The sequence below is a fragment of the Burkholderia semiarida genome, from assembly GCF_029268935.1.
GTDB classification, from domain to species: domain Bacteria; phylum Pseudomonadota; class Gammaproteobacteria; order Burkholderiales; family Burkholderiaceae; genus Burkholderia; species Burkholderia semiarida.
Genome location: NZ_JAHLCL010000007.1, coordinates 1,040,165 through 1,066,356 on the forward strand (window position 1 = coordinate 1,040,165; position 26,192 = coordinate 1,066,356).

Below are 26,192 nucleotides of genomic sequence, written 5' to 3' on the forward strand. Positions count from 1 at the left end.
ATAATTGAGAATCGACTCATCCTCTGGAGAGAATCATGGACCTGTCGGCGCTGGCGATCTTCCGGGCGGTCGTGCGCGAGAACGGCGTGACGCGCGCGGCGGCCAAGCTCAATCGCGTGCAGTCGAACGTCACGACGCGCATCAAGCAGCTGGAGGAGGAACTCGGCGCGGCGCTGTTCGTGCGCGACGGCCGCCGGCTCGTGCTGACGCCGGCCGGGCATACGCTGCTGCCGTATGCGGAGCGCCTGCTCGCGCTCGCCGACGAGGCGCGCGACGCGGTGCGCGAGGACACGCCGCGCGGGCGGCTGCGGCTCGGCACGATGGAAAGCACGGCCGCGAGCCGGCTGCCGACCATCCTCGCGCGCTACCACCACGCATGGCCCGACGTGTCGCTCGAACTGGTGACGGGCACGACGGGGTGCCTGATCGACCGCGTGCGCGACTTCGAGATCGACGCCGCGCTGTTCGCGCGCCCGCCCGAGCCGGACACGCTGCCCGACACGTTCGAGACGGCGCCGATCTTCCGTGAGGATCTCGTGCTGCTCACGCCGCGCGGCCATCCGCCGGTGCGTACGCCGCGCGACGTGATCCTGCCGACGCTGATCGCGTTCGAGCGCGGCTGCGCGTATCGCAAGTACGTCGAGCAGTGGTATGCGGCGCACGGCGTGAAGCCGGCGCGCGTGCTCGAGCTCGGCTCGTATCACGCGATCGTCGCGTGCGTCGCGGCCGGCGCGGGCATCGCGGTCGCGCCGCGTTCGGTGCTCGATCTGCAGCCCGAGACGGGCAACGTCGCCGCGCACACGATTCCCGAACTCGAAGGCATCGACACGCTGCTCGGGTGGCGGCGCGGTCATGCGTCGGCGGCGCTCGCCGCGCTGCGCGATGCGCTCACCGACGCCGCGTGGCGGCCCGGCGACGTGGCGCAGCCGAGCCCGACCGTGCCGGCGTGACCCGTGCGCACGCGCGCCGCCTCGAGCGACGCGCATGAGCCGCACAAACAAAACGACCCGACCGGCATCTGCCGATGGGGTCGTTTTTCGATTCACGCGATGCCGTCATTGCGACCGCATCGCGTCGGTCGTGCAACGATCAGAGCCGTTCCTCGATCCAGCCCTTCACGCCGGCCAGCGCGCCCGGCAGGTTCGCCGGCTCGGTGCCGCCCGCCTGCGCCATGTCCGGACGGCCGCCGCCCTTGCCGCCCACTTGCTGCGCGACGAAGTTCACGAGCTCGCCGGCCTTGACCTTCTTGCTCGCGTCCGGCGTGACGCCCGCGATCAGGCTGACCTTGCCGCCTTCGACGGCCGCCAGCACGATCGCCGCGCTCTTCAGCTTGTCCTTGAGCTTGTCGACCGTTTCGCGCAGCGTCTTCGCATCGGCGCCGTCGAGCGTCGCGGCCAGCACGTACACGCCGCCGATTTCGACGGCCTGCTGCGCGAGCTCGTCGCCCTGGCTCGACGCGAGCTTCGACTTCAGCGCGCCCAGCTCCTTCTCGAGCGACTTCACCTGCTCCTGCACCTGCGCGATGCGCTGCGTGAGTTCCGACGGCTGCGCCTTCAGCGCCGCTGCCGCTTCGTTCACGCGCGCGTCGAGTTCCTGCACGTAGCGCACCGCGTTGTCGCCGGTGATCGCCTCGACGCGGCGGATGCCGGCCGCGACGCCGCCTTCCATCACGATCTTGAACAGGCCGATGTCGCCGGTGCGGTGCACGTGCGTGCCGCCGCACAGTTCGCGCGAGAAGCCGAGATCGAGCACGCGCACTTCATCGCCGTACTTCTCGCCGAACAGCGCCATCGCGCCGCCCTTCACCGCTTCGTCGTACGGCATCACGCGCACGATGCCCGGCGCGTTGGCCAGGATCTCGTCGTTGACGATCTGCTCGACGCGACGGATTTCGTCGTCGGTCATCGGTGCGTTGTGCGCGAAGTCGAAACGGGTCTTTTCCGCGTCGACGAGCGAACCCTTCTGCTGCACGTGCGCGCCGAGCACTTCGCGCAGCGCCTTGTGCATCAGGTGGGTGGCCGAGTGGTTGCGCTGCGTGCGCGCGCGGCGATGCGCGTCGATTTCCGCGCGCAGCACGTCGCCGACCTTGAGCGTGCCCTGCTCCAGCGTGCCATGATGGCCGATCACGTCGGCCTGCACCTTCAGCGTGTCGGCCACCGAGAAGCGCGTCGCGGCGTTCGCGAGCACGCCCTGGTCGCCGACCTGGCCGCCCGATTCCGCGTAGAACGGCGTGTGGTCGAGCACGACGACCGCATCCTGGCCGGCCTTCACTTCGTTGACGGCCGAACCGTCGACGTACAGCGCGACGACCTTCGCGTCGTCGAACGCGATTTCCTCGTAACCGTGGAACGTGGTCTTCGCGCCCGAGTATTCGAGGCCCTGCGTGGCCTTGAACTTGCCGGCCGCGCGCGCCTGCTCGCGCTGACGCGCCATCGCGTCGTCGAATGCCGGCTCGTCCACCGTCATCCCGCGCTCGCGGCACACGTCGGCCGTCAGGTCCAGCGGGAAGCCGTACGTGTCGTGCAGCTTGAATGCGAGCTCGCCGTCGAGCACCTTGCCGCCCTTCGCGTCGACGTCGGCAAGCGCGGCCTCGAGGATCGACATGCCGTGCTCGATCGTCTCGAAGAAGCGCTCTTCTTCCTGACGCAGCACGTCGGTCACGCGCTGTTCGGCTTCCTTCAGCTCCGGATAGGCGGTGCCCATCTCGGCGACGAGATCGGCCACCAGCTTGTGGAAGAACGCGCCCTTGCGGCCGAGCTTGTAGCCGTGGCGGATCGCGCGGCGCACGATCCGGCGCAGCACGTAGCCGCGGCCTTCGTTGCCGGGAATCACGCCGTCGACGATCAGGAACGAGCACGCGCGGATGTGATCGGCGATCACCTTCAGCGAGTTGTTCGTGAGGTCGCTGATCTCGGTCACGCGCGCGGCGGCCTTGATCAGGTTCTGGAACAGGTCGATCTCGTAGTTGCTGTGCACGTGCTGCAGCACCGCGGCGAGACGCTCGAGGCCCATGCCGGTGTCGACCGACTGCTTCGGCAGGCGCGTCATGTTGCCCTGCGCGTCGCGGTTGAACTGCATGAACACGAGGTTCCAGATCTCGATGTAGCGGTCGCCGTCTTCTTCGGGCGACCCCGGCGGGCCGCCCCACACGTCCGGGCCGTGGTCGTAGAAGATTTCCGTGCACGGGCCGCACGGGCCGGTGTCGCCCATCGTCCAGAAGTTGTCAGACGCGTAGCGCGCGCCCTTGTTGTCGCCGATCCGGATGATCCGCTCGGTCGGCACGCCGACCTCCTTCGCCCAGATGTCGTAGGCTTCGTCGTCTTCCTGGTAGACGGTCACCCACAGCTTGTCCTTCGGCAGCTGGTAGACCGTGGTCAGCAGCTCCCACGCGAACTTGATCGCGTCCTGCTTGAAGTAGTCGCCGAACGAGAAGTTGCCGAGCATCTCGAAGAACGTGTGGTGGCGCGCCGTGTAGCCGACGTTCTCGAGGTCGTTGTGCTTGCCGCCCGCGCGCACGCTGCGCTGCGCCGTGGTGGCACGCGAGTACGGGCGCGGGTCCGTGCCGAGGAAGACGTCCTTGAACTGGACCATGCCCGAGTTCGTGAACATCAGCGTGGGGTCGTTACCGGGCACGAGGCTCGACGAGCGGACGATCGTGTGGCCCTTCGATTCGAAGAATTTGAGGAATTTCTCGCGGATTTCGGCAGCTTTCATGGCGTGCGGGGACAGTCTGGCAAAGACGGCTTCAAACGCCGGCGCCCCAGGCGGGGCGCGCGGCGGCATGGATTCGGAAACGATCGATTATACGGGATCGGGGCCGGCTTCCGGGCAAAGCGCCGGCGAGGCGGCTCGACCCTCCGGACGACCGGTCGGAGCCTGTTCCCGCTGATAACGGGCTTGCGCTGAGCACGTTATCAGCGGGAACAGGCTCCAGGCCACCCGCGCGGCCGATTCGCCTTAAGATGCTCGGCATGCCAATCGGCCTTGCCCGACAACGCAGGCCCGCCATGAAAGGAGACGATTCGACGATGGGTGCCCTGAGCCATATCCGCGTGCTGGACCTGACCCGCGTGCTCGCGGGCCCGTGGTGCGCGCAGACCCTTGCCGATTTCGGCGCGGACGTGATCAAGGTCGAGCGCCCGGGCGCCGGCGACGACACGCGCCACTGGGGGCCGCCGTACCTGAAGGACGCGGACGGCGCGGATACCGCCGAGGCCGCGTACTACCTCGCGGCGAACCGCAACAAGCGCTCGGTGACGGTCGACATCGCGACGCCGGAAGGCCAGCAGATCGTGCGCGAGCTTGCCGCGCAGAGCGACGTCGTGCTCGAGAACTACAAGGTCGGCCAGTTGAAGAAATACGGGCTCGACTATGAATCCCTTCGCGCGGTGAAGCCCGATCTCGTCTACTGCTCGGTCACGGGCTTCGGTCAGACCGGCCCGTACGCGCATCGCGCCGGCTACGACTTCATCGTGCAGGGGATCGGCGGCTTCATGAGCATCACCGGCGAGCGCGACGGCGAGCCGGGCGGCGGCCCGCAGAAGGCCGGCGTCGCGATCGCCGATCTCGCGACCGGCCTCTATTCGACGATCGCCGTGCTCGCCGCCCTCGCGCACCGCGACCGCACGGGCGAAGGCCAGTACATCGACATGGCGCTGCTCGACGTGCAGGTCGCGCTGCTCGCGAACATGAACACCAACTTCCTCGCGAGCGGCAAGCCGCCGGTGCGCTGGGGCAACGCGCATCCGAACATCGTGCCGTACCAGACGTTCCAGACGAGCGACGGCTGGATCATCGTCGCGGTCGGCAACGACGGGCAGTTCCGCAAGTTCGTCGAGGCGGGCGGGCGGCCCGAGCTGGCGGACGACGCGCGCTTCGCGACGAACCCGTCGCGCGTGCGCCATCGCGACACGCTGGTGCCGATCCTCGCGGAGATGGTGAAGGCGCGCGGCAAGGCCGACTGGATCGGCGCGCTCGAAGCGGCCGGCGTGCCGTGCGGGCCGATCAACGATCTCGGCGAGGTGTTCGACAACGAGCAGGTGGTCGCGCGCGGGATGCAGGTGTCGCTACCGCATCCGTGCGGCGCGGACGTGAAGCTCGTGCGCAACCCGATCCGGATGAGCGCGACGCCGCCCGACGCGCGCACGGCCCCGCCGCTGCTCGGCGCGCAGACGGAAGACGTGCTGCGCGACATGCTCGGCTACGACGATGTGCGGATCGCCGCGTTGAAGGCGAAGCAGGCGATCTGAGCGGCGCGGCGGCGGGCCGGAACGGGGGCGCCCGCCGTCCGGTCAGCGCCGGGCCAGCGTATCGCAGCCGCCGGCCAGCGCCGCAAGCGCCGCGCGCGATGGCGAACGCACAACTGCCGCGTAGCCACCGTGCCCGGCCCACAGACCGTCGACGGCGATGGCGACCGCGTCCGAATCCGCCGCGGCCAGGAAGACGACCGGCGGCGGCGGCTCGGACGCAATGCGATCACGGATATCCAGCCGCCCGATCTGCTGCGGAAATCCGCGCGCGAGGTCGGCCGGGTCGAGCTGCCGTTGCGCGACGATCGTCGAAAAGGACTCGAGGTGCGCGGCCAGATCCGCCGACGCCACGCATTGCCGGGGGGCACGCCCATCCGCATAAGTCACCTGCACCGCGAACCGCGCCGCGGGCTGTGAGCGCTGCGCGGTCAGCGTGAGCGCAGCGGTCGTATAGGTCAGCGACATCACTTCGTCGGGCAGCACGCTGAGCAGGTCGGTGCCGGGATCGATCCGTATGGGGCTGTCGGTCCAGTCGGCGACGCTGCGCCAGCCGAAACCGGCGAGCAGACCGATCAGCATCGCCAGACACGGGATCGCGAATCGCGTTGCCGATACGATCTTCACGATACCTGCACCGCGGTTCCCATCGGAGCCCAGTCGAACAGTTGCTTCGCGTCGGCCTCGCCTCGAGCCGCTCGACATGGCCCCTCCTTCCAATCGAATTGAACAGGCCGTCACTTTATCGGCCCGGCCGATCAGAAAGTCATGGGGTTGGTCACAACACGCAGTCGGTTGCGCGTCGCGCCCAAGACAATCGGACGCGCAGCAAGGCGCACGTCGCGCCGCGACGCATCGCATGAAATTCGCGCTTGGTTAAAAAATGTGTCCGATTCGGTGAACCACGACCGGCAGTCAGCCCGTCGTCCCCAGCGCCTCGAGCCAGCCGCGCGCTTCCGGCCATTCCCCGAGCCCGCTGTCCGCGTTGATGTGGCCGCGCGGGCCGAGGTCGTGAAAGGCGCTGCCCCACGCGTACGCGCAGCCGCGTGCGAACGCGAGCGAACCGTACGGATCGTCGCTGCTCGCGACGACGCAGGTCGGAAACGGCACTCGCTCGTGCGGCACCGGGCCGAAGCCGTGCGCGTCGGCCGGAAACGCCGGCCCGGCAGGATCGGGCAGCGCGACCAGCAATGCGCCGCGCACTTTCGCGAGCGCGGCCGGCCGCGCGTAGCGGGTCGCCCACCATGCGGTGGTCAGGGTGCCGAGACTATGGGCGGCGATGAGCACGGGCCCGCGCGCGGCTTCGACCGCACGATCGAGCGCGAGACACCAGCCATTGCGGAACGCGTGGTTCCAGTCCGGCATCGCAATCCGCACGAAACGCGGATCGGCGCGCTCCCAACGGCTTTGCCAGTGAAGCGAGCCCGAATTGGCGTAACCCGGCAAGACGAAAACGACGGAGTCGGTCATGGAAGGATTCGTCGACGAATGGAGTCATGTAGTAGCGTCGACGAAGTGTCGCACACCCGCCTCTCCCTGATGGTGCCTGTCAAAATCCGGGGGATGTGCTTGAACTTCGAGCGGGTCGTGACGCGTTCAGGCAGGCGCACGACCGCGGCCGGCGGTCAGGGCGCCCGCATCGCGGGCGCCTGCCGGCGTGGATCAGCGTACGCCGGCCCCGACCAGGCCGCCTGCCGCCGCGCCGGCCACCGTGCCGACCGGGCCGCCCGTGATCAGGTAGCCGAGCGCGCCGCCCGCGGCCGCGCCGATCCCGGCGTTACGCTGCGTATGCGTCATCGCGCATGCGCCGAGTTGCGACAGGGCCGCGACGATTACCGCGGTACGAACGAGAAAAGTGGTCTTCTTCATCATGGTTGTTGGCTTCCTTCCACCGCGCAAAATTGCGACCGGCGGCGTTGAATCGGTAGAGCCATCATAGGAAAAGCCGAACGGCGCGGGCAATCCGATTTACGTCGTGTTACAGCCGACACACACTCGATATATTGCGACACGCATCGCGACTGGACCGCGGCCGACCGGCGGGCCGCGCGGGACGGACCCCGGTCAGGTAGAATTACAGGATTAAACCGGCGCGACGCGCCGACACAACCCTGACGCCAACCGCATGAGCACCGAACGCAACGACGCCCCCGCGGCTTCCAATTTCATCCGCAACATCATCGACGACGACAACCGCACCGGCAAATGGGGCGGCCGCGTCGAGACGCGCTTCCCGCCCGAGCCGAACGGCTATCTGCACATCGGTCACGCGAAGAGCATCTGCCTGAACTTCAGCGTCGCGCGCGACTACGGCGGCGTGTGCCACCTGCGCTTCGACGACACGAACCCGGAAAAGGAAAGCGTCGAATACGTCGACTCGATCGTCGACGCGGTGCGCTGGCTCGGCTTCGACTGGCGCAAGGACGCGGTCGATCACCAGTATTTCGCGAGCGACTACTACGACAAGCTGTACGAGTTCGCCGAGCTGCTGATCAAGCGTGGCAAGGCGTACGTCGACAGCCAGAGCGCCGACGAGATGCGCGCGAACCGCGGCTCGCTGACCGAAGGCGGCAAGCCGTCGCCGTTCCGCGAGCGCACGCCGGAGGAAAACCTCGACCTGTTCCGCCGGATGAAGGCCGGCGAGTTCAAGGAAGGCGAGCACGTGCTGCGCGCGAAGATCGACATGGCTTCGCCGAACATGAACATGCGCGACCCGGTGATCTACCGGATCCGCTACGCGCACCACTACCGCACCGGCGACGCATGGTGCGTGTATCCGATGTACGACTACACGCACTGCATCTCGGATGCGCTCGAAGGCATCACGCATTCGCTGTGCACGCTCGAATTCGAGGATCACCGCCCGCTGTACGACTGGGTGCTGAACGAACTCGCGGAAGCCGGCGTGTTCACGCGCCCGCTGCCGCAGCAGATCGAATTCTCGCGGCTGAACCTCACGTACGCGATCACCAGCAAGCGCAAGCTGCTGCAGCTCGTCACCGAAGGCCACGTCGACGGCTGGGACGACCCGCGCATGCCGACGATCGTCGGCGTGCGCCGCCGCGGCTTCACGCCCGAGAGCATTCACCTGTTCTGCGAGCGGATCGGCGTGACGAAGATCGATTCGTGGATCGACATGAGCGTCTTCGAAGGCGCGCTGCGCGACGACCTCGACGACAAGGCCGCGCGTACAGTCGCGGTGCTCGATCCGCTGAAGCTCGTGATCGACAACTATCCGGAAGACCTCGAGGAAGCCTGCACGGCGCCCGTGCATCCGCATCATCCGGACCGCGGCGTGCGCACGTTCCCGATCTCGCGCGAACTGTGGATCGAGCGCGAGGATTTCGTCGAGAACCCGCCGAAGGGCTATTTCCGCCTGTTCCCGGGCAACAAGGTACGCCTGCGCTACGGCTACGTGATCGAATGCACGGGCTTCGACAAGGACGCCGACGGCAACGTGACGGCCGTGCACTGCAACTACTTCCCGGACAGCAAGTCGGGCACGGAAGGCGCGAACAACTACAAGGTCAAGGGCAACATCCACTGGGTCAGCGCGAAGCACGCGCAGCCGGCCGAAGTGCGGATCTACGACCGCCTGTTCAAGGAGCCGCATCCGGACGCGGGCGGCGCGAACTTCCTCGACGCGCTGAACCCCGATTCGAAGAAGATCGTGCAGGCGTACGTCGAGCCGGGCAACGGCGACATCGCGCCGGAAACGCGCGTGCAGTTCGAGCGCCACGGCTACTTCGTTGCGGATCGTGTCGATTCGAAGCCGGGCAAGCCGGTGTTCAACCGGATCGTCGGGTTGCGCGACAGCTGGGGCAAGCCGGCTTGACGGCCTGTTCCGCGCGGCGGCATGCGGATTCGCAAACCGCCGTTGCCTGATCATGAAAAAACCGGCTCCAGGGCCGGTTTTTTCATGTGAGTCGAAGCGAAACGCGGCAGCGTCCGTTCACGCACCCGACAACCGCCGATGCAGCTCCACCAGCGACAGCTTCGTGCGAAACAGCCGCGCGAGACTGCGGCTCGCATACGCATCGATGTCGCCCGGCACGGTCCAGCGATACGCATCCATCTCCGGAATCATCGAGCCGTCGCGGCGGCTCGGAAACAGCGACGTACACGTGCAGTGCGCGGGGTCGATCTCGCCTTCGGCCGCCAGCACCGCGAACAGGTGCAGGTCCTTGTCGTGCCGGTACGCGAAGCGGCCGAGATCGAGCAGCCGCGCGGCGTCCAGCTCGATGCCGGTTTCCTCCAGCAGTTCGCGCAGCGCGGCGTCGGCCGGCGTCTCGCCCGGCTCGCCCTGCCCCTTCGGGATGTCCCAGTGCGTGGTGTCGGTCGCGTGCGCGAGGAACACGCGGCCGGCCGCATCGAGGATCACGACGCCGCATGACACCGTGCGCGGCGCGCCGCCCCGCTTCGTCACGCGCGTGCTCAGCGCTTCTGCAACTGCCACTTGCCCGCGGCCGTCTTGCAGTAGACGGGCTTGAGCGTCATCGTCTGGCCCTTCGCCGTGATTTCGGTCGCGATTTCGCGGCAGGTCTTGCCGTCCGCCTCGGTCGTGCTCGGCGTGAGCTTCGCGTCGATCTGCGTGCCGCGGCCGCTGCTCTGCCACGTCGTGGTTTCGCCGTCCTTGCCTTCGTCGCGCGCCTGCACGACCGCCTTCGAGAGCGACGCGCGGTCGGCCTTGCTGAAATAGCTGATCGGCGTGTCGTTCAGGAAGTTCAGGTTGTTCTGCGCATGGGCGGGCAGCATCGCGGCTGCGCACGCGGCGCCGGCCAGCACGCGCGTGACGACGGAAAGGGATGCACGCATCGACATGTTTTTCTCCTTGGATGTTCGATCGAACGGCGCGGTGCATGCCGGCCTTCCGGCGGCCGGCGCTCCGGCACGCGCCACGCCCGTCAGCGAGCGAGCATAGCATGCGTGCTGCGATGAATGCCTTCTAGGGCTTGGCCGGTGCGCCCGTTTGCTGATATCCGTCAGTCAGCGTGCCAAGGAACGCGATCACGTCCTTGATCTCGGCCGCATTCAGCGCCGGCTGGTCGCCGCGCTTGCGGTCGAACGGCGGCTCGCGGTTGATGTTCGTCCAGTAGCGCTTTGGCAAATCGTCGTAAATCTGCACCTTGCCGTGCACGACCGGATAGAACTTCTCCGGATGGATGTCGCGTTCGACGTAGAAGCGCATCACGTCCTCGAGCGAGTGATACACGCCGTTGTGGAAGAACGTCTTGCGCAGCGCGACGTTGCGCAGCGACGGCGTGCGGAACAGCCCGCAGAATTCGTCACGCCCTTTCAGGTCGGTGCGCTCAGGCCCGCACGCGCCGAGATCGTAAAAGCGCGGGTCGCGATTGACAGGCAACGCGCGGTTGCGCGGCACCGCGATCGCGATCAGCCCGAAATCGCTGAACTGCGGCGGGCCGCCTTCGAGCGTGCGCTGGCTGATGTGGCAACTCGCGCAGTTGCCCTTCTTCTCGTCGTTGAACAGCTGCAGCCCGTGCAACTCCGCGGGCGTGAGCCGCGCGTGGCCGGCCAGATACGCGTCGTATTTGCTCGTGTACGGATCGAACAGCGCCGGCTGCTGCTGGAATGCGTCGAGCGCGCGCAGCACCGCATCGAACGTCGCGCGATCGTCGCCGAGCACCTGATCGCCGAACGCCTTGCGGAATGCGTCGGCATACGGCGCGGCGCGCACCGCCTTCGCCACGCGCGCGGGCGAGCTGCTCATTTCGAACGGCGACGTGAGCGGAATGCGCGCCTGCGCATCGCGCGTATCGACGCGGCCATCCCAGGTCAGCCCGCCGGTCGGACCCGCGTCGACGCTTTCGTCGCCTTCGTCCGGCGAATCGTGGAAGTGCTCGCTGAACGGCGGGATGCCGCGCAGGTACTTCAGCGACGGCACCGCGCGAAAGCCGGTGCGGTGCATGTCGTCGCCGCCGAGCTGCACCGACAGCGCATTCGGCGGCCCGAACGCATGCTCGGCGCTGTGGCAGGACGCGCAGGCCAGCTTGCCGGACCCGGACAGCGACGGATCGAAGAACAACTGCTTGCCGAGCGCCGTCATCTGCTTCACGCCCTCGAACACCTGCGCGCGCGTCTGCGGCTGGGTGGCCGGCGCGACCGCCGGGGCGGCCGGGGCCGCCTGAGCCGCCGGTACGACGGACGCGGCCGATGCGGTCGTGCCGGGCCGCGCGTCGCAACCGGCGAACGCCGCGAGCGCGCCGACCACCGCGAGCGTCGCCGCGGCGGAGATCAGCGATCGCGCGGACGCGCAGGATTTCAGAAGGGTGTGCATCGTCGTTGTTCTGGTAGCGGTGGGCAATCGGCCGGAGCTTATGTCAGTTCCGTGACCGTTCAATGACGTTCCACCGACAGTCAATTGAAAGCGCCCCTACACCCTGCTGTCAAATCGGTTCCAGATAATGCGCGCAGCCGGGCGATACCGCGAGGTTCGCGCGCCGGCCCTCCCGCCCCGGTTCCCACACGCGACCAACGACGAATGAGAGAGAACATCGCATGAAGAAGCACGCCTGGATTCGCTACACGCCGATCGCCCTCGCGGCCGCGCTCGGCCTGACCGCCTGCGGCGGCGACGACGTCACGCAGCAGGGTCTGTCGGCCGTCAAGAACGTCGTCGTGATTTACGCGGAAAACCGCAGCTTCGACAACCTGTACGGCAACTTCCCGGGCGCGAACGGCCTGCAGAACGCGACGGCCGCGAACTCGGTGCAGAAGGATCGCGACGGCTCGACGATGGCGACGCTGCCGAAGATCTGGGGCGGCCTGACCGCGACCGGCATCACGCCGGCGGTGACCGAGGCGATGACGGCGAACCTGCCGAACGCGCCGTTCGCGATCGACGACCCGAAAGGCTTCAACCAGTCGATGAGCATCGCGACGCGCGACATCGTGCACCGCTTCTACCAGGACCAGATGCAGATCAACGGCGGCAAGAACGACATGTACGCCGCATGGACCGACGCGGGCGGCCTGACGATGGGCCACTACACGGCCGATCCGTCGAAGCTGCCGCTGTGGAAGATCGCGCAGCAGTACGTGCTGGCCGACAACTTCTTCATGGGCGCGTTCGGCGGCTCGTTCCTGAACCACCAGTACCTGATCTGCGCGTGCGCACCGTACTACCCGAACGCCGACAAGAGCCCGGCGGCCGGCAAGATCGCCGTGCTCAATGCCGACGGCAAATCGCTGAAGGTGGCGACGAACTCGCCGGCCTCCGCGCTGAGCGGCCCGCCGAAGTTCGTCAACGACGGCGCGCTCACGCCCGACTTCTACGGCATCAATACGATGCAGCCGGCGTATCAGCCGAGCGGCAACAAGGCGGCCGCGGGCGGCGACCCGCTGCTCGCCGACCCGGCCAATCCGTCGACGATGCCGCCGCAGACGGCGACCAACATCGGCGACCTGATGACCAACGCGGGCGTGTCGTGGGCGTGGTATGCGGGCGCATGGGGCCAGGCGCTGCAGGCGAGCCAGAACGGCACGTCGAACGTGATCTACGGCGCCGACCTGTCGACGCCGAACTTCCAGCCGCACCACCAGCCGTTCAACTACTTCGCGAACCAGGCGCCGGGCACCGCGAGCCGCGCGCAGCACCTGCTCGACGGCGGTGCGAACGGCGCCGAGTTCATCAAGGCGATCGATGCGGGCACGCTGCCGCAGGTCACGTTCTACAAGCCGCAAGGCAACCTGAACGAACATCCGGGCTACACGGACGTCACGTCCGGCGACCAGCACATCGCCGACGTGATCGCGCACCTGCAGGCCAGCCCGCAATGGAAGAACATGGTCGTGGTCGTCACGTACGACGAAAACGGCGGCTTCTGGGATCATGCGACGCCGCCGAACGCCGACCGCTGGGGCCCGGGCACGCGCATTCCGGCGCTGATCGTGTCGCCGTTCGCGAAGAAGGGCTTCGTCGATCATACGCAGTACGACACGGGCTCGATCCTGCGCTTCATCACGCGCCGCTTCTCGCTGCCGCGCCTCGCGGGCCTGCAGCAACGCGACGACGCGCTGAAGGCGAACGGTGCGCAGCCGATGGGCGACCTGACGAACGCGCTCGCGCTGTCGCCGAACCTGTAATCGCATCGCGTCCACCGCGAACGGGCCGGTCGCACGGCCGGCCCGGACCCCGGACGAACGAAGGGCAGCCCCGCGGGGCTGCCCTTTTTCATGCCGCGTGCGGGTTGCCGCGCGCCGCCGTCACCACCCGTACTTCAGCTCGACACCGACGTAATCCGCGTTGTGCCCGCCCGCCTGCCGGATCGCGTCGCCGACCTGGAAGTGCACGGCCTCGACCGCGCCGATCAGGTTCGCGGCGATCGTCCAGTCCGCGCGCAACTGCACGTACATGCCCGTCCACAGGCCGCCCTTGCCTGCCGTGCCCGGCACGGGGATGTTCGGCTGCTGATAGACGGCGTCGCCGGTCGTCTCGCGCCACTGGAAGCCCAGCGCGCCGAGCAGCGACAGGTTCGCCGCCGGTTTCAGCGTCACGGACGGCTTCACGTGGATCAGGTTCGCGTAACTCGTATAGCCGGCCAGCGTGAAGTAATAGCCGTTCGGAAACAGCGGGTTGAACGTGCCGACGCGGCCGTCGCGCGAATGCCGGTCGCCCGATGCCGCATCGACCTGCAGCGCGATGCGCGGCGACCACGGCGCGTCGAGCCTGTAGCCGGCGATCGATCCGACGGCCCACGCGCCGATCGTGGCGTTGCCGACCGTGCCGGTCTGCAGCATCGTTTCGAGATCCCAGTCGAAGCGCCCGTGCGTGCCCGCGTAGCGAACGTCCCATACATCGCGATGCTCGGGGCCGCTCGCATCGAGGAACCGCGCATTGCGGCGGTTGTAGCGCGACCAGTAGCCGGACAGGTCGCCCGGCCCGACCGATTGCCGCTCGAAGCGCACGCCGCTGAACGTGAGATCGCGATTCGACACGTCGTCGAAATCGGACGCGTTGCGGTTCTGCACCGGCTGCGTCGCATAGCCGATGAAGCGCCACTTCCCGTATTCGTAATCGGCCCACACCGCATCGAACGCGAGCCGCACGTTCGGGCCGTCGCGCGCGGCGATGAAGCGCTGCAGGTCGAACGCCATCTCCTGCCGGCCGACGCGAAACTTGACCGTGCCGCCGCCGAGCGCGCCCGTGTAGGTCGCGAATGCCTGTTCGAGATCGAGCGGATTCCTGTCGACGGGCGACGCCGTGTTCTTGCCGAACGCGCGTGCGTCCTGCAATTGCACGAAGAACTGCCAGTGCGGGCCGAGATGCGCATCGGCATGCACTTCGACGCGCTGGATCACGTACGTATCCGATTGCGCGGAGCCGATGCCGAACAGCGGCGCGTCGTTGGTCTCGAGCCGCTCGCGCAGGTTCACGCCGAGCGACAGATAGGATTGCGGATCGTTGCCGAGCGGGAGGTACTTCAACCCGTCGAGCGGCTTGCGCGGCACGCACGGATTCGCGAGCACCGACCAGTCTTCCTGCCAGCGGTTGAACAGGACGGTCGGGCGTTTGACGGTGCAGGTCGGCGCCGACGACGTAGTCGAGGTCGACGCGGCTGCCGTTTCCGCAACCGCATCGGCGCCCGCGAACAGCAGCCCGGCTACGATCGACAACCGCGCGGCCCGCTCGACGCGTCGGCTGCAGGACCTCGTTCGCCTCCGCTCGATCATGCGCGCTCCGGGGTGGTCGTACCGGCCGCCCGCGACGCACACAGCGCAAGCACGGCCAGCGCACCCACGGGCGCGAGCAACGCCAGAAACCCGACGTAGCGGAACCCGAGCGCACCGCCCGCCGCACCCAGCGCGAACGCGACGATCGCCGGCAGCATCTTCGCGAAGCGCGCGCGCGCCGTTGCCCGCGCACCGTCGGCCGTGCGGGCGGACAGCATGTCGACGACGTCGAGGATCGCCTGCGTGACGTTGCCGGTCATCACCGTGTTCGGCACGCCGCCCGCACGCGCGATCACGCGCGGATGCGCGTTCTGCACGCCCATCGCGAACGTGCCAACGATGCCGGCCACCAGCGCCGGCAGGCTGTCGGGCTGCGTGACCGGCGTCGCCCACACGCCGGCCGCGCAGAAGCCGAGCAGCAGCACGGCCTGCACCGTGTGCAGCACGCGCATGCCCTGCCACGCGGGCCGCGCGGCCATCGACCGCGCGATCAGGCTCGCCGCGATCACGCCGCACACGAACGCCGGAAACACGCTGAGCTTCAGCACGACGCCCTGACCGAAGCCCGCGATGCCCGCGCCGATCAGCACGAAGTTGCCGGTCACGTGCGCGGTGAACAGCCCGAACAGCGCGACGAAGCTCAGCGTGTCGACGAAGCCGGCCACCGCGGCAAGGATCGTGTCCTCGTGCTTCATCGCGCCGCGCTCGCGTGAATCTCGGCGACGTAGCCGCCCGGGAACTGCACGAGCGCCGCGTCGCGCCCGTCCGACTTGAACGGCGGCACGAGCACCGTCACGCCCGCGGCTTCGGCCTGCTTCAGCGTCGCGGCGAGATCGGGCACTTCGTAGCCGGTCATCTCGCGCCCGAACGGGTACGGCAGGTGGCCGTCCGTCACCAGCACGGTCATCTTGCCGAAGCCCGACTCGATGCGAATGCGGCGGTACGTATCGTCCGGCCGGCCGATTTCGATGCCCGGCGCCTTCGGGTCGTCGGACACCACCTTGCCTTTCGAGAACTTGACGAAATCGTGCACGAACTTGCGCACGCTTTGCGGCGACACGTAGACGCGATTCTCGGGAATGGTCTGCAATGCATCGTAGTGCGGCGCCTGCGTGTGCCAGTACAACTGCATGTTCACGCCGCCCGCCCAAGCGATGATCGCGTCGCGGCCGATCGGGTCGGGGAACGTGTCGACGATCACGTCGGCGCCATGCTCGCGCGCCGACTTCACGGCCGCGTCCATGTCGGTCACGAGATAGCCGGTGCGCTCCGCGCAGAACGGATACGGAATCGGCGTCTTGAAGCCGAACACCGAGATCGTGCCGACCGGCGTCAGCACGAGCTGCGACATCGTCTGGCTCGGCGTCGGCGTGACCTGGAACACGCCCTGCTTCGACTTCTTGCCGCCGAACGTCGCGACGAAGCTGTCGGTGAAGCGGTCGAAGTCTTCGGGGGCGACGCACACGTGCGTCGTGTCGTACTGCGGACCGACGGCCACCGTGGGTGTGACTGCCGGCGGCACCGGCGGTTTCGCGAACGCCGTCGGCGCGCCGGCAAGACCGCCCGCGAACATCGCGGCGAGCAGCAGGGAACGAATGGACTTCATCAATGGATTTCCTGGTTGTTGCATCGTCATCGAATGGAACGGCCATCATCGGCCGATTGCCGCGCATCGTCGAGCACCGTCGCGAGCACAAGTGCCGCGATCAGCCCGAGATGCTCGAAAAAGCTGTTGAGCGCCATGAAACGCTCGGCGCCCGTCCGGTTCCAGAAATCGTTCGCCACGACCATCGCGACGAGCGTCAGCATACCGAGGCTGCCGGCGCCGAGCCACGTGAAACGGCGAAATACCACGCACAGCGAGCCGGCGATCTCGACCGCGATCGCGAGCGCCGCCCACAGCGCGGCCGGCCGCAGGCCGAAATGCGCCTGCTCCGCAACCGCGCCGTGAAAGTCGAGCGCCTTCGCGACGCCGCCGAGCAGGTAAGCGGACACCAGTGCGAGCCGCACGAGCGGCGGCACCCACGGCTGCGCGAGCAGCGCGCGGACCCATGCCGGGTTGCCGGCGCCGCCGCGATGGATCGGGGCCGCCATATCAGACCGCCCAGCACGAACAGCCGAACGCGCCCCAGAAACCCTTCGCGTCCGACGTCGGCAATGCGTTCGCCCATGCGCTCGCGTGCGCATGCTGGTGAACGTTGCATTCGTTCGCGCAGCCGCACATCGCGGCGGCCGCCGCACGCTGCAACGGCGCGCCGGCCCGCTGCGTCGCGCCCCAGCCGCCATAGCCGCCGAACTCGCGCACCGGCGACCAGTCCGGCATCGCCGGCGGGATCGGCGCGTCGTGCGACGCGAACGGCCCCGCGCCCCACACGATCTTCCCGTCGACCACCGTCAGCAACGCGGTCGTGCCGGCGATGTCGTCTTCCGCGCACGCGAAGAAATCGCGATCCGGGACCACGAGGTCGGCAAGCTGCCCCACCGCGATGCGCCCTTTCTTGCCTTCCTCGTTCGAGAACCACGTCACGTACTCGGTCCACATCCGCAGCGCGGTTTCGCGATCGAGCAGGTTGCGCTGCGGATACAGGCGCATGCCGCCGACCGTCTTGCCCGTCACGAGCCATGCAAGCGACACCCACGGGTTGTACGATGCGACGCGCGTCGCGTCGGTGCCGGCCGACACCTTGAGCCCCTTGCCGAGCATCTTCGCGACAGGCGGCGTCGCCTCGGCGGCCTGCGCGCCGTAACGCTCGACGAAGTATTCGCCCTGATACGCCATCCGGTGCTGCACCGCGATGCCGCCGCCGAGCGCGGCGATCCGGTCCATCGATTTCTCGGAGATGGTTTCCGCATGATCGAAGAACCAGTTCAGCCCGTCGAGCGGGATGTCTTCGTTGACCTTCTCGAACACGTCCAGCGCGCGGCTGATCGTTTCGTCATAGGTCGCGTGCATGCGCCACGGCCAGCGGTTTTCCGCGAGCACGCGCACGACGCCTTCGAGGTCGTCCTCCATCTGCGCGGGCAAATCCGGCCGCGCGACGCGGAAGTCCTCGAAGTCGGCCGCGGAAAACGCCAGCATCTCGCCCGCGCCGTTATTGCGGAAGTAGTCGGTGCCATCGTGGTACTTGACGCTCTTCGTCCAGTTCACGAAGTCTTCCTTCTCCGCGTTCGGCTTCTGCGTGAACAGGTTGTACGCGATCCGGATCGTCATCTCGCCCGCGTCGTGCAGCTTGCGGATCACTTCGTAATCGTCGGGATAATTCTGCGAGCCGCCGCCCGCGTCGATCACGCCCGTCACGCCGAGCCGGTTCAACTCGCGCATGAAATGGCGCGTCGAGTTGTACTGATACTCGAACGGCAGCTTCGGCCCCTTCGCGAGCGTCGCGTAGAGGATCGTCGCGTTCGGGTTCGCGAGCAGCAGGCCGGTCGGATTGCCCCCGGCATCGCGCAGGATCGTGCCGCCCGGCGGCTCCGGCGTGTCCTTCGTATAGCCGACCACGCGCAGCGCGGCCGCGTTCAGCAGCGCGCGGTCGTACAGGTGCAGGATGAACACGGGCGTGTCGGGCGCGACCGCATTGAGTTCGTCGATCGTCGGCAACCGTTTCTCGACGAACTGATGTTCGGTGAAGCCGCCGACCACACGCACCCACTGCGGCGCGGGCGTCACGGCGACCTGGCGCTTGAGCATCTCCATCGCGACCGCGAGCGACGGCACGCCGTCCCAGCGCAGCTCCATGTTGTAGTTCAGGCCGCCACGAATCACGTGGCAGTGGTTGTCGATCAGGCCCGGCAGCACGCCGCGGCCGCCGAGATCGACCACCTTCGTCGCGCGGCCCGCGAGCGGCATGACGTCCGCGTCGCTGCCGACGGCGACGAAGCGGCCGGCGGCAATCGCGACGGCCGTCGCGACGGGGTTTGCGCGGTCGAGCGTCGTGATGCGCCCGTTGTGCAGGATGAGATCGGGTTGAGTATCGGTTGCGCTCATGATTTTGTCCTCGATGCGGTCAGAAGCCGAGCCAGTGACGAACCGGCGCGATGGCCTGCGCGCCGACCAGCATGCCGGCGAGGCCCACCAGCGCGATCAGCGGCGGTGCCGGCGAGCGCACCCTGATCACGCTGTACACGACGCCGATCAGCACGCCGGCGCTCAGTGAAAGTAGATAAGATTCCATAACGATTTTTCTCCCGGCCGGATTAGAATGACCCGCATCGCATCGGCCGCATGCTTCGCCGCCCTCGCATCCCCTTCGCTTTCCCGTCATCCCGTCCGACCATGCAACACCTTCCTGATCTCGAAGCCTGGGCCATCTTCGCGCGCGTCGCGGAGACCGGTTCGTTCGCAAAAGCCGCGGAAACGCTCGGCGTATCGCAACCCACCGTATCGAAAGCGATCGCACGCCTCGAAAAGCGCCTCGGCGCGATGCTGCTGTACCGCACGTCGCGCAGGCTGTCGCTCACGCCGACCGGCGAACTGCTGCGCGACCGCGCGATCCGGCTGCTCGCCGATGCGGAACTGATCGAAAACGAAGCATCCGCGCAGGCGCTCGAGCCGCATGGCCTCGTGCGCGTGAATGCGCCGATGTCGTTCGGGCTGCGCCACCTGTCGCCGGTGCTGCCCGCGTTTCTCGAGCGCTATCCGCGCGTCGACATCGATCTCGTGCTGACCGACCACATCGTCGACATCGTGTCCGGCGGCTTCGACGTCGCGATCCGCATCGCCGAGCTCAGCGATTCGACGCTGCGCTCACGCCGCCTCTGCGCGGTGCGCCGGCCGCTCGTCGCGTCGCCCGCGTATCTCGACCGGCGCGGCCGTCCCACGCATCCGCGCGACATCGAACAGCACGTATGCCTGACGTACACGAACCTGCCGACGCCCGAGCACTGGCGCTTCCGTCATCCGGCATCGGGCGAGGATTTCGGTGTGAACGTGCACGGCCGCATTCGCACGAACAACGCGGACGTGATCCTCCCCGCGCTCGTCGGCGGTCATGGTCTCGCGCTGCAGCCCGAGTTCCTGGTATGGGACGAACTGCAGCGCGGCGAGCTCGAGGAAGTGATGAGCGACTGGAAGATCGCGGACATCAACGTGAACCTCGTCACGCCGCCCGGCATGCTGCGCGCCGCACGCGTGACGGTACTGCTCGATTTCCTCGCCGACCATTTCTCGCACGCGCCGTGGGCGCTGCCCGCCGCCTGAACGCGCGACGGCCGACGGCCGGCAATCACCGCATCCCGTCCGGCGATCGCGGCCGGCGGCCCGTTACTTCGCCGGCACCGGCGGAATCGACTCGTGCGGCGTCGCGGTGCGCTGCGGCGCCTTGTGGAGCATCGTGTACGCGTAGTCCACGCCCATCCCGTATGCGCCAGAATGCTCCTTCGCGATCGCCATCACCGCGTCGTAGCTGTCGCGGCGCGCCCAGTCGCGCTGCCATTCGAGCAGCACCTGCTGCCACGTGACCGGCACCACGCCGGCCTGCACCATGCGCTGCATCGCGATGTCGTGCGCGGCCTGCGACGTGCCGCCCGATGCATCGGCGACCATATAGATCTCGTAGTCACCTTCGAGCATCGCGCACAGCGCGAACGTCGTATTGCAGACTTCGGTCCACAGGCCCGACACGACCACCTTCTTGCGGCCATTCGCGGCGAGCGCATCGCGCACCTTCTGGTCGTCCCACGAGTTCATCGACGTGCGTTCGAGCGTCTTCTGGTTCGGGAACACGTCGAGCAGCTCGGGATAGGTGTGGCCCGAGAAGCTCTCGCTTTCGACCGTCGTGATCGTGGTCGGGATGTTGAAGACCTTCGCGGCCTTCGCGAGCCCGACGACGTTGTTCTTCAGCGTCTGCCGATCGATCGACTGCACGCCGAAGGCCATCTGCGGCTGCTGGTCGATGAAGATCAGCTGGCTGTTCTGCGGCGTCAGTACTTCAAGCTTCGGGTTGCTCATGGCGGATGGGTCCTGTGAACGGAAAAAGGGGGGCCTGCCTCGACCGTGACAACGGGAGGAGCCCGGAATGCATCGGCGCCGGATCGTCGTCATCCGGACCCGAACATTTAAGCCGCAAACGCGCGGCACGAACACCCAAGGAATGGAATCGATCCGATTCCCGAATGGATGGCCGTTCCGGGCCGCCCGCCCTTTTTTTCTTCACGCAAACCCGATACGCTCTCAAGACTTTGACGGCGCCGCTCCGGCGCCGCTCGGCCCTCACGAGGCGCACCCCATGAAACCGTATGTCCTCTCGCTGCTCGCCGGCATCCTCGCCGGCGTCATCTACGGCGCGATCGGCGTGAATTCGCCCGCGCCGCCGATCATCGCGCTTCTCGGCCTGCTCGGCATGCTGGCCGGCGAACAGATCCTGCCCGTCGCGCGCCGGATGCTGTCCGGCCATCGGCTGAACACCGCATGGCGCGACGCGCGGTGCAGCCAGCACATGTTCGGCGCGCTGCCGGGCGGCGCCGCGAACGACCGCAAGCCTTCTTGATCCACCCCTTCGCCGCCGGCCGCGCATGACCAACGTCGAGCTGTTCCATTACCTGTTGCTGTTGATCTGCGGCGCGGGCGCGCTCACGTGGCTCGCCGAACGCGTGTCGATTCCGCCGGCCGTCGTGCTGCTGCTCGGCGGCTGCGCGGTCGCCGTCGCCGGCAAGCGCGTGCCCGACATGGACCCGGCGCTGCTGCTCGCGGCCGTGCTGCCGCCGCTCCTGATGTCGAGCGGGTTCTACACCGCCTGGAAGGAATTCCGGCAGGAGCTCGCATCGATCGCGTCGCTCGCGCTCGGGGCCGTGGCCTTCACGACCGTCGCGGTCGCGCTCGCCGTGCATGCGGCGAATCCCGCACTGCCGTGGGCCGCGTGCTTCACGCTCGGCGCGATCGTGTCGCCGCCCGACGCGGTCGCCGCGAAGGCGATCCTGCAGCGCCACCCGCTGCCCGCGCGGCTCGTCGCGGTGCTCGAAGGCGAAAGCCTCGTCAACGACGCGTCGGGCCTGCTGCTGTACCAGATGGCCGTATCGGCCGCGCTCGCCGTGTCGATCACGGCGGCGAGCGCCACCGGCCTGTTCTTCTCGCTCACGCTGATCGGCATCGCGGTCGGCCTCGCGTGCGGCCACGCGATGTGCTGGGTGCTGCCGCGCCTGCGCGACCCGATGCTCGGCATCGTCGTGACCTTCGCGATGGCATGGGGCAGCTACGGAATCGCGGAAGCGGTCGCCGGCTCGGGCGTGCTGTCGGTCGTCACCTGCGGCCTCGTGCTCGGCGTGCGCCAGCATCGCGTGTTCGACGCCGACATGCGGATCAAGGCGAAGGCGACGTGGGAAGCGATCGTGTTCGTGCTCGACGCGCTCGTGTTCATCCTGATCGGCCTCGCGCTGCACGCGATCCTCGCGGGCGTGAACCACGAAGGCGCGGTGCTGATGGCCGGCCTGCGGGTCGCGCTGCCGGCGACGGCCGCCGCGATCGGCGCGCGCATGATGTGGGTGTTCGCCGCGATGTGGCTGCCGGGCCGCCTGCGCGCGCGGCGCGCGGGCCACGCGGCGTGGTCGTGGCGCGAAGCGGTCGTGCTCGGCTGGTCGGGCATGCGCGGCGTCGTGAGCCTCGCGGCCGCGATCGCGCTGCCGGCCAATTTCCCCGGCCGCGACCTGATCCTGTTCAGCACGTTCTTGCTGATCATCGCGACGCTCGTCGTGCAGGGCGGCACGCTCGCGCCGCTGATCCGCGTGCTGAAGCTGCGCCCGGCCGCGCGCCGCACGATGTCCGAGCACGCGGTGCGCGCGCACACGTTCGGCGCGGCGCTCGCCGAACTCGATGCGCGCGAACAACGCGGCGCCGGCCTCGAACGTGCATCGCTGGACCGGCTGCTGACCGAATACCGCAACCGCGTCGCGTTCAACGAGCGCGCACACCGCGACGGCGCGGCGCCCGCCGACGTGCGCGCGCGGATGCTGCGCGTCGAACTGGAGCTGGTCGGCGTGTCGCGCGACGCGCTGCTCGACCTGCATCGCGACGGCCGGGTCGACGACGCGGTGCTGCACCGCATAGAATCGGAGCTGGATTTCGAGGAGCTGCGGCTGCAGCGCCTGCTCGAACCGTAACGTCCGGCCCGCGGCATGCCCGGCCGGCCCGGCCCCTTTCCCCACCTGGAATTGCAATGAGCGAACTCACCGTCGAAGCGAGCATCGGCCCGGTCGATTACCTCGTCCACTTCACCGACGGCGTCCACCAGTGGCGCGCCGACGAACCCGCGTCGCTCGGCGGCGGCGATACAGCGCCGACGCCCGTCGCGCTGCTGCTGTCGAGCCTTGGCGCGTGCACCGCGATCACGCTGAAGATGTATGCGCAACGAAAAGGCTGGCCGCTCGACGAAGTGCACGTGAAGCTCGCGCACGAATCGGGCAGCGCGGGCAGCACGATCGTGCGCCGCATCACGCTCGACGGCGAGCTGACCGACGAACAGCGCGAACGCCTGCTGCAGATCGCGAATGCATGCCCGGTGCACAAGATCCTCACGCACCCGATCGCGATCGACACGGCGATCGCTTGAGTATTCCCGCCCCCGTCACGAGATTCCCGTCATGTCCGCCTCGATCAAGACCCTGCTCACGCCGCGCGAAAGCGACATCGGCAACCTCGTCGTGCGCCGCGTGCTGCCCGCGCGCGCCGCGCGCCTCGTCGGCCCGTTCATCTTCTTCGACGAGATGGGCCCGGCCGTGCTGCCGGCCGGCCACGGCATCGACGTGCTCCCGCATCCGCACATCGGGCTCGCGACCGTCACCTACCTGTTCGACGGCTCGCTGATGCATCACGACAGCCTTGGCTTCCGGCAGAAGATCGTGCCGGGCGACGTGAACTGGATGACCGCCGGCCGCGGCATCGTGCATTCGGAACGCTCGCCCGACGAGGATCGGCCGCGCGAGCAGCCGGTGCACGGAATCCAGACCTGGGTCGCGCTGCCGGTCGAGCATGAAGACACCGCACCCGCGTTCGTTCACCATGCGGCCAACACGCTGCCGTCGTTCACGCGCGACGGCGTGACCGTGCGCGTGATCGCGGGCACCGCGTTCGGGCTCGTGTCGCCGGTCGCCGTATTCTCGCCGACGCTCTATGCGGTTGCGGAGTTCGCGTCGGGCGGTACGCTCACGCTCGATGCGGAACATGAAGAACGCGGCGTGTATCTCGTCGACGGCGACCTCACCGTCGACGGCACGCCGCTCGCCCCGGCGACGATGGCCGTGCTCGAACCCGGCGCGAGCGTGGCGCTCGCCAGCGCGAACGGCGCACGCGTGATGTTGCTCGGCGGTGCGCACCTGCCGGGCGAGCGATTCATCGAATGGAATTTCGTGTCGAGCGAACGCGCGAAGATCGACGCGGCGCGGGCCGCGTGGGCCGATCAGACCTTCGGCAAGGTGCCGGGCGAAGAAAACGAATGGACGCGGCAGCCGGAACGCAAAGCGCAGTAGGCAGCCTGCCCCGACAAGGCGACGACGGCCGGCCATCATGCTGGCCGTCGCGCGTTTACCGCTTCAGCCCCATCAGCTTCGCGAGCACCGGCCAGCGATCGAGCGACGCGTCGAACGCGCGGCGCGCCTGCTCGTCGACGTAGCGCTCGGGATCGAGCGCGGGCAGATGCCGCGCGAGGCCGATCACGTCGTTCGGTTGCGACAGGCGATCGTCGTCGCCTTCGCCGGTAATCGTCACTGTTCGTCGATCCATACGCCATCCGGAGTTTTCACCGCGTAACCCGCGGCCGTCTGCATCGTCACCGTGCCCTCGTTCTCGCCGATCATCCGCGTGCGCGGCAAATCGGCCGCGTATTGCGCAAGCGTCGCGCCCGGCTTGAACGGGCTGTTCGACACGAGGTTCGACAGCAACTGCGCGAGCGCGAGGAAGCTGGTCGGCTGCTCGATCACGGTCGTCGCGCCGTGGTTGCCGGCGAAGCCGACGAGCCGCACACCGACCGGCCCGTGCACGATGCGCGGCGTCGGAATCTCGCGCAGCCCCGCGATCTGGTTCTTGTCGCCGCGCAACGCGGCGCCGTGCTCGGGCACGAACACGATCACCGCGCGGCGGCCCGATTGCGCGATCAGGTCGGCGAGACGGTCGAAGTCGGTCATCAGTTTCGTCGCGCGCTGCGGATACGAGTCGATGCTCGTCAGCGCGCTGCCGACGACGCGGTTGCCGTCGTGCAGGCTGATCGTGTTGTAGTACAGCGCGACCGGCCCCGGCACCGACGCGCGCTGCGCGTACCAGTTCGCGAGCGTCGCATAGTCGTCCTTGATCCCCGAGCCGTCGAACGCATGCATCGCGACGGGCGCGGCCGCGTTCGAGATCATCGGCGCATCGGCCACGCCGATGTTGTCGTGGATCACCTGCAGGAAGTTGTCGAAATGGCCGTCGTGGTTCAGCAGCGACTGCACCGTGTAGCCGGCGCCGGCCAGTTGCGAGAACAGGTGGCACTGCTGCGGCGCGGGTTTGTACAGGTCCGCATGCGCCTCCTGCCCGCAACTCGCGCGCAGCACGCGGATCGCCGCCGGGCCGCTGTAGCTCGCGGCCGTGCTGAAGTTCGTGAACAGGTAGTCGAAGTGGCTCAGCATCGGATGGTTGCGCACCTTCGCCGCATCGAGGTCGTCCCACGACAGCGAACAGACGTGCAGCACGATCACGTCGAACTGCGCGGCCGGGTCGCTGCCGAGATGACCGAACGCGACCTGGCGCTGCGATTCCTGCGCGCGGAACGTCGCGAGCGCCGCGTTGTGATCCTCGGGTGCGTCCACGCGCGTGGCGCCCGCCGCGTTCGCCTGCGGCTGGGCCGGCGCGACGACGCGCGCCATCAGCCCGCTGCCGGCCTGCCACAACGGCATGACAACGAGCACGGCCACCACGAACGTCGCGACGCGCAGCCAGCGATTGACGATGAAATAGACGATCAGTACACCGACGATCGTCAGCGCGAGCACGGGCGGCAACAGGCGCGGCAGCAGCTCCATCCAGTAGTCGAGCCGGAACGTGCTGACTTCGCGCGCGGCCTCCGCGAGACGGGCGAGCGGCGGCGCATGCAGCTCGCGCGCGAGCAGCGGCACCGCGATCGCGATCGCCACGACCTGCCGGACGATGCGCCATGCGCGCGACCGGATCGGCGCGCTCGCCACCAGCGCCACCGCGAACGCGAGGTTCGCGAGCCAGAACGGCTGCAGGCGCCCGGTCGCGAACAGCGCGAACTTCAGGATGAAATACAGATTCCAGAACGTCATCTAACCCAC

Annotated in this window: 25 protein-coding genes; 9 read left to right on the forward strand and 16 right to left on the reverse strand. The window is 68.1% G+C overall.

Going from position 1 to position 26,192, the window contains the following annotated elements; genetic code table 11:
* The first annotated feature begins 35 nt into the window (after positions 1 to 35).
* Positions 36 to 950 (forward strand): LysR family transcriptional regulator, encoded by a 915-nt coding sequence (locus KPB06_RS17730; RefSeq protein WP_275906197.1) that lies wholly within the window; start codon positions 36 to 38, stop codon positions 948 to 950.
* A gap of 139 nt (positions 951 to 1,089) precedes the next feature.
* Here the strand turns inward: KPB06_RS17730 and alaS are convergent, their stop codons facing one another.
* Entirely contained in the window at positions 1,090 to 3,714 is a 2,625-nt protein-coding gene (gene alaS, locus KPB06_RS17735) for an alanine--tRNA ligase (protein WP_124658937.1), read from the reverse strand.
* Between the two features lie 314 nt (positions 3,715 to 4,028).
* On the opposite strand from alaS, the gene KPB06_RS17740 reads away from it, so the two are divergent.
* On the forward strand, positions 4,029 to 5,249 hold the full coding sequence (locus KPB06_RS17740) for a CaiB/BaiF CoA transferase family protein (protein ID WP_060010100.1): 1,221 nt from the start codon (positions 4,029 to 4,031) through the stop codon (positions 5,247 to 5,249).
* Positions 5,250 to 5,291: 42 nt separating this feature from the next.
* Here KPB06_RS17740 and KPB06_RS17745 read toward each other — a convergent pair whose 3' ends face one another.
* From KPB06_RS17745 to KPB06_RS17755, 3 genes are all read right to left on the reverse strand, one after another.
* Complete coding sequence (locus KPB06_RS17745) at positions 5,292 to 5,873, reverse strand: hypothetical protein (protein ID WP_275906198.1); 582 nt, start codon at positions 5,871 to 5,873, stop codon at positions 5,292 to 5,294.
* Positions 5,874 to 6,161: 288 nt separating this feature from the next.
* The gene (locus KPB06_RS17750; RefSeq protein WP_060010103.1) at positions 6,162 to 6,716 is read right to left on the reverse strand and encodes an RBBP9/YdeN family alpha/beta hydrolase; all 555 of its coding nucleotides are present in this window, start codon (positions 6,714 to 6,716) and stop codon (positions 6,162 to 6,164) included.
* A 192-nt stretch (positions 6,717 to 6,908) separates the two neighbouring features.
* Positions 6,909 to 7,118 (reverse strand): ornithine acetyltransferase, encoded by a 210-nt coding sequence (locus KPB06_RS17755; protein ID WP_006497729.1) that lies wholly within the window; start codon positions 7,116 to 7,118, stop codon positions 6,909 to 6,911.
* Positions 7,119 to 7,371: 253 nt separating this feature from the next.
* On the opposite strand from KPB06_RS17755, the gene KPB06_RS17760 reads away from it, so the two are divergent.
* On the forward strand, positions 7,372 to 9,081 hold the full coding sequence (locus tag KPB06_RS17760; RefSeq protein ID WP_060010106.1) for a glutamine--tRNA ligase/YqeY domain fusion protein: 1,710 nt from the start codon (positions 7,372 to 7,374) through the stop codon (positions 9,079 to 9,081).
* 117 nt (positions 9,082 to 9,198) lie between these two features.
* Here the strand turns inward: KPB06_RS17760 and KPB06_RS17765 are convergent, their stop codons facing one another.
* From KPB06_RS17765 to KPB06_RS17775, 3 genes are all read right to left on the reverse strand, one after another.
* Positions 9,199 to 9,672 carry an NUDIX hydrolase gene (locus tag KPB06_RS17765; RefSeq protein WP_059575946.1) on the reverse strand — a complete coding sequence of 158 codons (474 nt, stop codon included), beginning with the start codon at positions 9,670 to 9,672 and terminating at the stop codon, positions 9,199 to 9,201.
* A gap of 8 nt (positions 9,673 to 9,680) precedes the next feature.
* On the reverse strand, positions 9,681 to 10,067 hold the full coding sequence (locus KPB06_RS17770; RefSeq protein ID WP_059575947.1) for a hypothetical protein: 387 nt from the start codon (positions 10,065 to 10,067) through the stop codon (positions 9,681 to 9,683).
* A 124-nt stretch (positions 10,068 to 10,191) separates the two neighbouring features.
* Positions 10,192 to 11,541 carry a cytochrome-c peroxidase gene (locus KPB06_RS17775; RefSeq protein WP_059575950.1) on the reverse strand — a complete coding sequence of 450 codons (1,350 nt, stop codon included), beginning with the start codon at positions 11,539 to 11,541 and terminating at the stop codon, positions 10,192 to 10,194.
* A 221-nt stretch (positions 11,542 to 11,762) separates the two neighbouring features.
* Here KPB06_RS17775 and KPB06_RS17780 point away from each other — a divergent pair, with 221 nt between their 5' ends.
* Positions 11,763 to 13,349: an acid phosphatase gene (locus KPB06_RS17780; protein ID WP_060010109.1), complete on the forward strand. Its 1,587-nt coding sequence runs from the start codon at positions 11,763 to 11,765 to the stop codon at positions 13,347 to 13,349.
* 120 nt (positions 13,350 to 13,469) lie between these two features.
* On the opposite strand, the gene KPB06_RS17785 is transcribed toward KPB06_RS17780, so the two are convergent.
* The 6 genes from KPB06_RS17785 to KPB06_RS17810 are packed head-to-tail and all read right to left on the reverse strand — an operon-like array spanning position 13,470 to position 19,108.
* On the reverse strand, positions 13,470 to 14,936 hold the full coding sequence (locus tag KPB06_RS17785; protein ID WP_275906199.1) for an alginate export family protein: 1,467 nt from the start codon (positions 14,934 to 14,936) through the stop codon (positions 13,470 to 13,472).
* Positions 14,933 to 15,631, reverse strand: coding sequence for a YoaK family protein (locus KPB06_RS17790; RefSeq protein WP_124658932.1), 699 nt, complete (start codon positions 15,629 to 15,631; stop codon positions 14,933 to 14,935). The genes KPB06_RS17785 and KPB06_RS17790 overlap by 4 nt, the downstream gene beginning before the upstream one ends.
* Complete coding sequence (locus KPB06_RS17795) at positions 15,628 to 16,542, reverse strand: VOC family protein (RefSeq protein ID WP_275906200.1); 915 nt, start codon at positions 16,540 to 16,542, stop codon at positions 15,628 to 15,630. The genes KPB06_RS17790 and KPB06_RS17795 overlap by 4 nt, the downstream gene beginning before the upstream one ends.
* A 26-nt stretch (positions 16,543 to 16,568) precedes the next feature.
* Positions 16,569 to 17,030 carry a DoxX family protein gene (locus KPB06_RS17800; RefSeq protein WP_275906201.1) on the reverse strand — a complete coding sequence of 154 codons (462 nt, stop codon included), beginning with the start codon at positions 17,028 to 17,030 and terminating at the stop codon, positions 16,569 to 16,571.
* Between the two features lies 1 nt (position 17,031).
* On the reverse strand, positions 17,032 to 18,921 hold the full coding sequence (locus KPB06_RS17805; protein ID WP_275906202.1) for an amidohydrolase: 1,890 nt from the start codon (positions 18,919 to 18,921) through the stop codon (positions 17,032 to 17,034).
* Positions 18,922 to 18,940: 19 nt separating this feature from the next.
* Positions 18,941 to 19,108, reverse strand: a complete 168-nt coding sequence (locus KPB06_RS17810) for a DUF1427 family protein (protein WP_059573780.1) — start codon at positions 19,106 to 19,108, stop codon at positions 18,941 to 18,943.
* Positions 19,109 to 19,209: 101 nt separating this feature from the next.
* Here KPB06_RS17810 and KPB06_RS17815 point away from each other — a divergent pair, with 101 nt between their 5' ends.
* Complete coding sequence (locus KPB06_RS17815) at positions 19,210 to 20,133, forward strand: LysR family transcriptional regulator (protein ID WP_059573781.1); 924 nt, start codon at positions 19,210 to 19,212, stop codon at positions 20,131 to 20,133.
* A gap of 63 nt (positions 20,134 to 20,196) precedes the next feature.
* Here KPB06_RS17815 and KPB06_RS17820 read toward each other — a convergent pair whose 3' ends face one another.
* Positions 20,197 to 20,883: a hydrolase gene (locus KPB06_RS17820; protein WP_059573782.1), complete on the reverse strand. Its 687-nt coding sequence runs from the start codon at positions 20,881 to 20,883 to the stop codon at positions 20,197 to 20,199.
* A 277-nt stretch (positions 20,884 to 21,160) separates the two neighbouring features.
* Here KPB06_RS17820 and KPB06_RS17825 point away from each other — a divergent pair, with 277 nt between their 5' ends.
* From KPB06_RS17825 to KPB06_RS17840, 4 genes are read left to right on the forward strand one after another with little or no spacing between them, the layout of a single operon-like run.
* On the forward strand, positions 21,161 to 21,421 hold the full coding sequence (locus KPB06_RS17825) for a DUF1427 family protein (protein ID WP_060318211.1): 261 nt from the start codon (positions 21,161 to 21,163) through the stop codon (positions 21,419 to 21,421).
* A 25-nt stretch (positions 21,422 to 21,446) separates the two neighbouring features.
* Positions 21,447 to 23,027: a cation:proton antiporter gene (locus KPB06_RS17830; RefSeq protein WP_059573784.1), complete on the forward strand. Its 1,581-nt coding sequence runs from the start codon at positions 21,447 to 21,449 to the stop codon at positions 23,025 to 23,027.
* 56 nt (positions 23,028 to 23,083) lie between these two features.
* On the forward strand, positions 23,084 to 23,476 hold the full coding sequence (locus KPB06_RS17835; RefSeq protein ID WP_059573785.1) for an OsmC family protein: 393 nt from the start codon (positions 23,084 to 23,086) through the stop codon (positions 23,474 to 23,476).
* A gap of 31 nt (positions 23,477 to 23,507) precedes the next feature.
* Complete coding sequence (locus KPB06_RS17840) at positions 23,508 to 24,392, forward strand: pirin family protein (protein WP_060011720.1); 885 nt, start codon at positions 23,508 to 23,510, stop codon at positions 24,390 to 24,392.
* Positions 24,393 to 24,447: 55 nt separating this feature from the next.
* Here KPB06_RS17840 and KPB06_RS17845 read toward each other — a convergent pair whose 3' ends face one another.
* Together KPB06_RS17845 and bcsG are read right to left on the reverse strand one after the other, a co-directional pair.
* Positions 24,448 to 24,645 (reverse strand): hypothetical protein, encoded by a 198-nt coding sequence (locus KPB06_RS17845; RefSeq protein WP_059573787.1) that lies wholly within the window; start codon positions 24,643 to 24,645, stop codon positions 24,448 to 24,450.
* The gene (gene bcsG, locus KPB06_RS17850) at positions 24,627 to 26,183 is read right to left on the reverse strand and encodes a cellulose biosynthesis protein BcsG (protein WP_059573788.1); all 1,557 of its coding nucleotides are present in this window, start codon (positions 26,181 to 26,183) and stop codon (positions 24,627 to 24,629) included. Before bcsG ends, KPB06_RS17845 begins: the two co-directional genes overlap by 19 nt.
* Between the last annotated feature and the right edge of the window lie 9 nt (positions 26,184 to 26,192).

What these genes read in the sequence shown, in the direction of transcription:
- KPB06_RS17820 (WP_059573782.1), bottom strand. Translation starts at nt 20,883, where the DNA reads ATGAGCAACCCGAAGCTTGAAGTACTGACGCCGCAGAACAGCCAGCTG.
- KPB06_RS17835 (WP_059573785.1), top strand. Translation starts at nt 23,084, where the DNA reads ATGAGCGAACTCACCGTCGAAGCGAGCATCGGCCCGGTCGATTACCTC.
- KPB06_RS17790 (WP_124658932.1), bottom strand. Translation starts at nt 15,631, where the DNA reads ATGAAGCACGAGGACACGATCCTTGCCGCGGTGGCCGGCTTCGTCGAC.
- KPB06_RS17770 (WP_059575947.1), bottom strand. Translation starts at nt 10,067, where the DNA reads ATGTCGATGCGTGCATCCCTTTCCGTCGTCACGCGCGTGCTGGCCGGC.
- KPB06_RS17780 (WP_060010109.1), top strand. Translation starts at nt 11,763, where the DNA reads ATGAAGAAGCACGCCTGGATTCGCTACACGCCGATCGCCCTCGCGGCC.
- KPB06_RS17800 (WP_275906201.1), bottom strand. Translation starts at nt 17,030, where the DNA reads ATGGCGGCCCCGATCCATCGCGGCGGCGCCGGCAACCCGGCATGGGTC.
- KPB06_RS17755 (WP_006497729.1), bottom strand. Translation starts at nt 7,118, where the DNA reads ATGATGAAGAAGACCACTTTTCTCGTTCGTACCGCGGTAATCGTCGCG.
- KPB06_RS17730 (WP_275906197.1), top strand. Translation starts at nt 36, where the DNA reads ATGGACCTGTCGGCGCTGGCGATCTTCCGGGCGGTCGTGCGCGAGAAC.
- KPB06_RS17785 (WP_275906199.1), bottom strand. Translation starts at nt 14,936, where the DNA reads ATGATCGAGCGGAGGCGAACGAGGTCCTGCAGCCGACGCGTCGAGCGG.
- KPB06_RS17830 (WP_059573784.1), top strand. Translation starts at nt 21,447, where the DNA reads ATGACCAACGTCGAGCTGTTCCATTACCTGTTGCTGTTGATCTGCGGC.
- KPB06_RS17805 (WP_275906202.1), bottom strand. Translation starts at nt 18,921, where the DNA reads ATGAGCGCAACCGATACTCAACCCGATCTCATCCTGCACAACGGGCGC.
- KPB06_RS17815 (WP_059573781.1), top strand. Translation starts at nt 19,210, where the DNA reads ATGCAACACCTTCCTGATCTCGAAGCCTGGGCCATCTTCGCGCGCGTC.
- KPB06_RS17845 (WP_059573787.1), bottom strand. Translation starts at nt 24,645, where the DNA reads ATGGATCGACGAACAGTGACGATTACCGGCGAAGGCGACGACGATCGC.
- KPB06_RS17825 (WP_060318211.1), top strand. Translation starts at nt 21,161, where the DNA reads ATGAAACCGTATGTCCTCTCGCTGCTCGCCGGCATCCTCGCCGGCGTC.
- KPB06_RS17750 (WP_060010103.1), bottom strand. Translation starts at nt 6,716, where the DNA reads ATGACCGACTCCGTCGTTTTCGTCTTGCCGGGTTACGCCAATTCGGGC.
- KPB06_RS17840 (WP_060011720.1), top strand. Translation starts at nt 23,508, where the DNA reads ATGTCCGCCTCGATCAAGACCCTGCTCACGCCGCGCGAAAGCGACATC.
- KPB06_RS17760 (WP_060010106.1), top strand. Translation starts at nt 7,372, where the DNA reads ATGAGCACCGAACGCAACGACGCCCCCGCGGCTTCCAATTTCATCCGC.
- KPB06_RS17775 (WP_059575950.1), bottom strand. Translation starts at nt 11,541, where the DNA reads ATGCACACCCTTCTGAAATCCTGCGCGTCCGCGCGATCGCTGATCTCC.
- alaS (WP_124658937.1), bottom strand. Translation starts at nt 3,714, where the DNA reads ATGAAAGCTGCCGAAATCCGCGAGAAATTCCTCAAATTCTTCGAATCG.
- KPB06_RS17810 (WP_059573780.1), bottom strand. Translation starts at nt 19,108, where the DNA reads ATGGAATCTTATCTACTTTCACTGAGCGCCGGCGTGCTGATCGGCGTC.
- bcsG (WP_059573788.1), bottom strand. Translation starts at nt 26,183, where the DNA reads ATGACGTTCTGGAATCTGTATTTCATCCTGAAGTTCGCGCTGTTCGCG.
- KPB06_RS17740 (WP_060010100.1), top strand. Translation starts at nt 4,029, where the DNA reads ATGGGTGCCCTGAGCCATATCCGCGTGCTGGACCTGACCCGCGTGCTC.
- KPB06_RS17795 (WP_275906200.1), bottom strand. Translation starts at nt 16,542, where the DNA reads ATGAAGTCCATTCGTTCCCTGCTGCTCGCCGCGATGTTCGCGGGCGGT.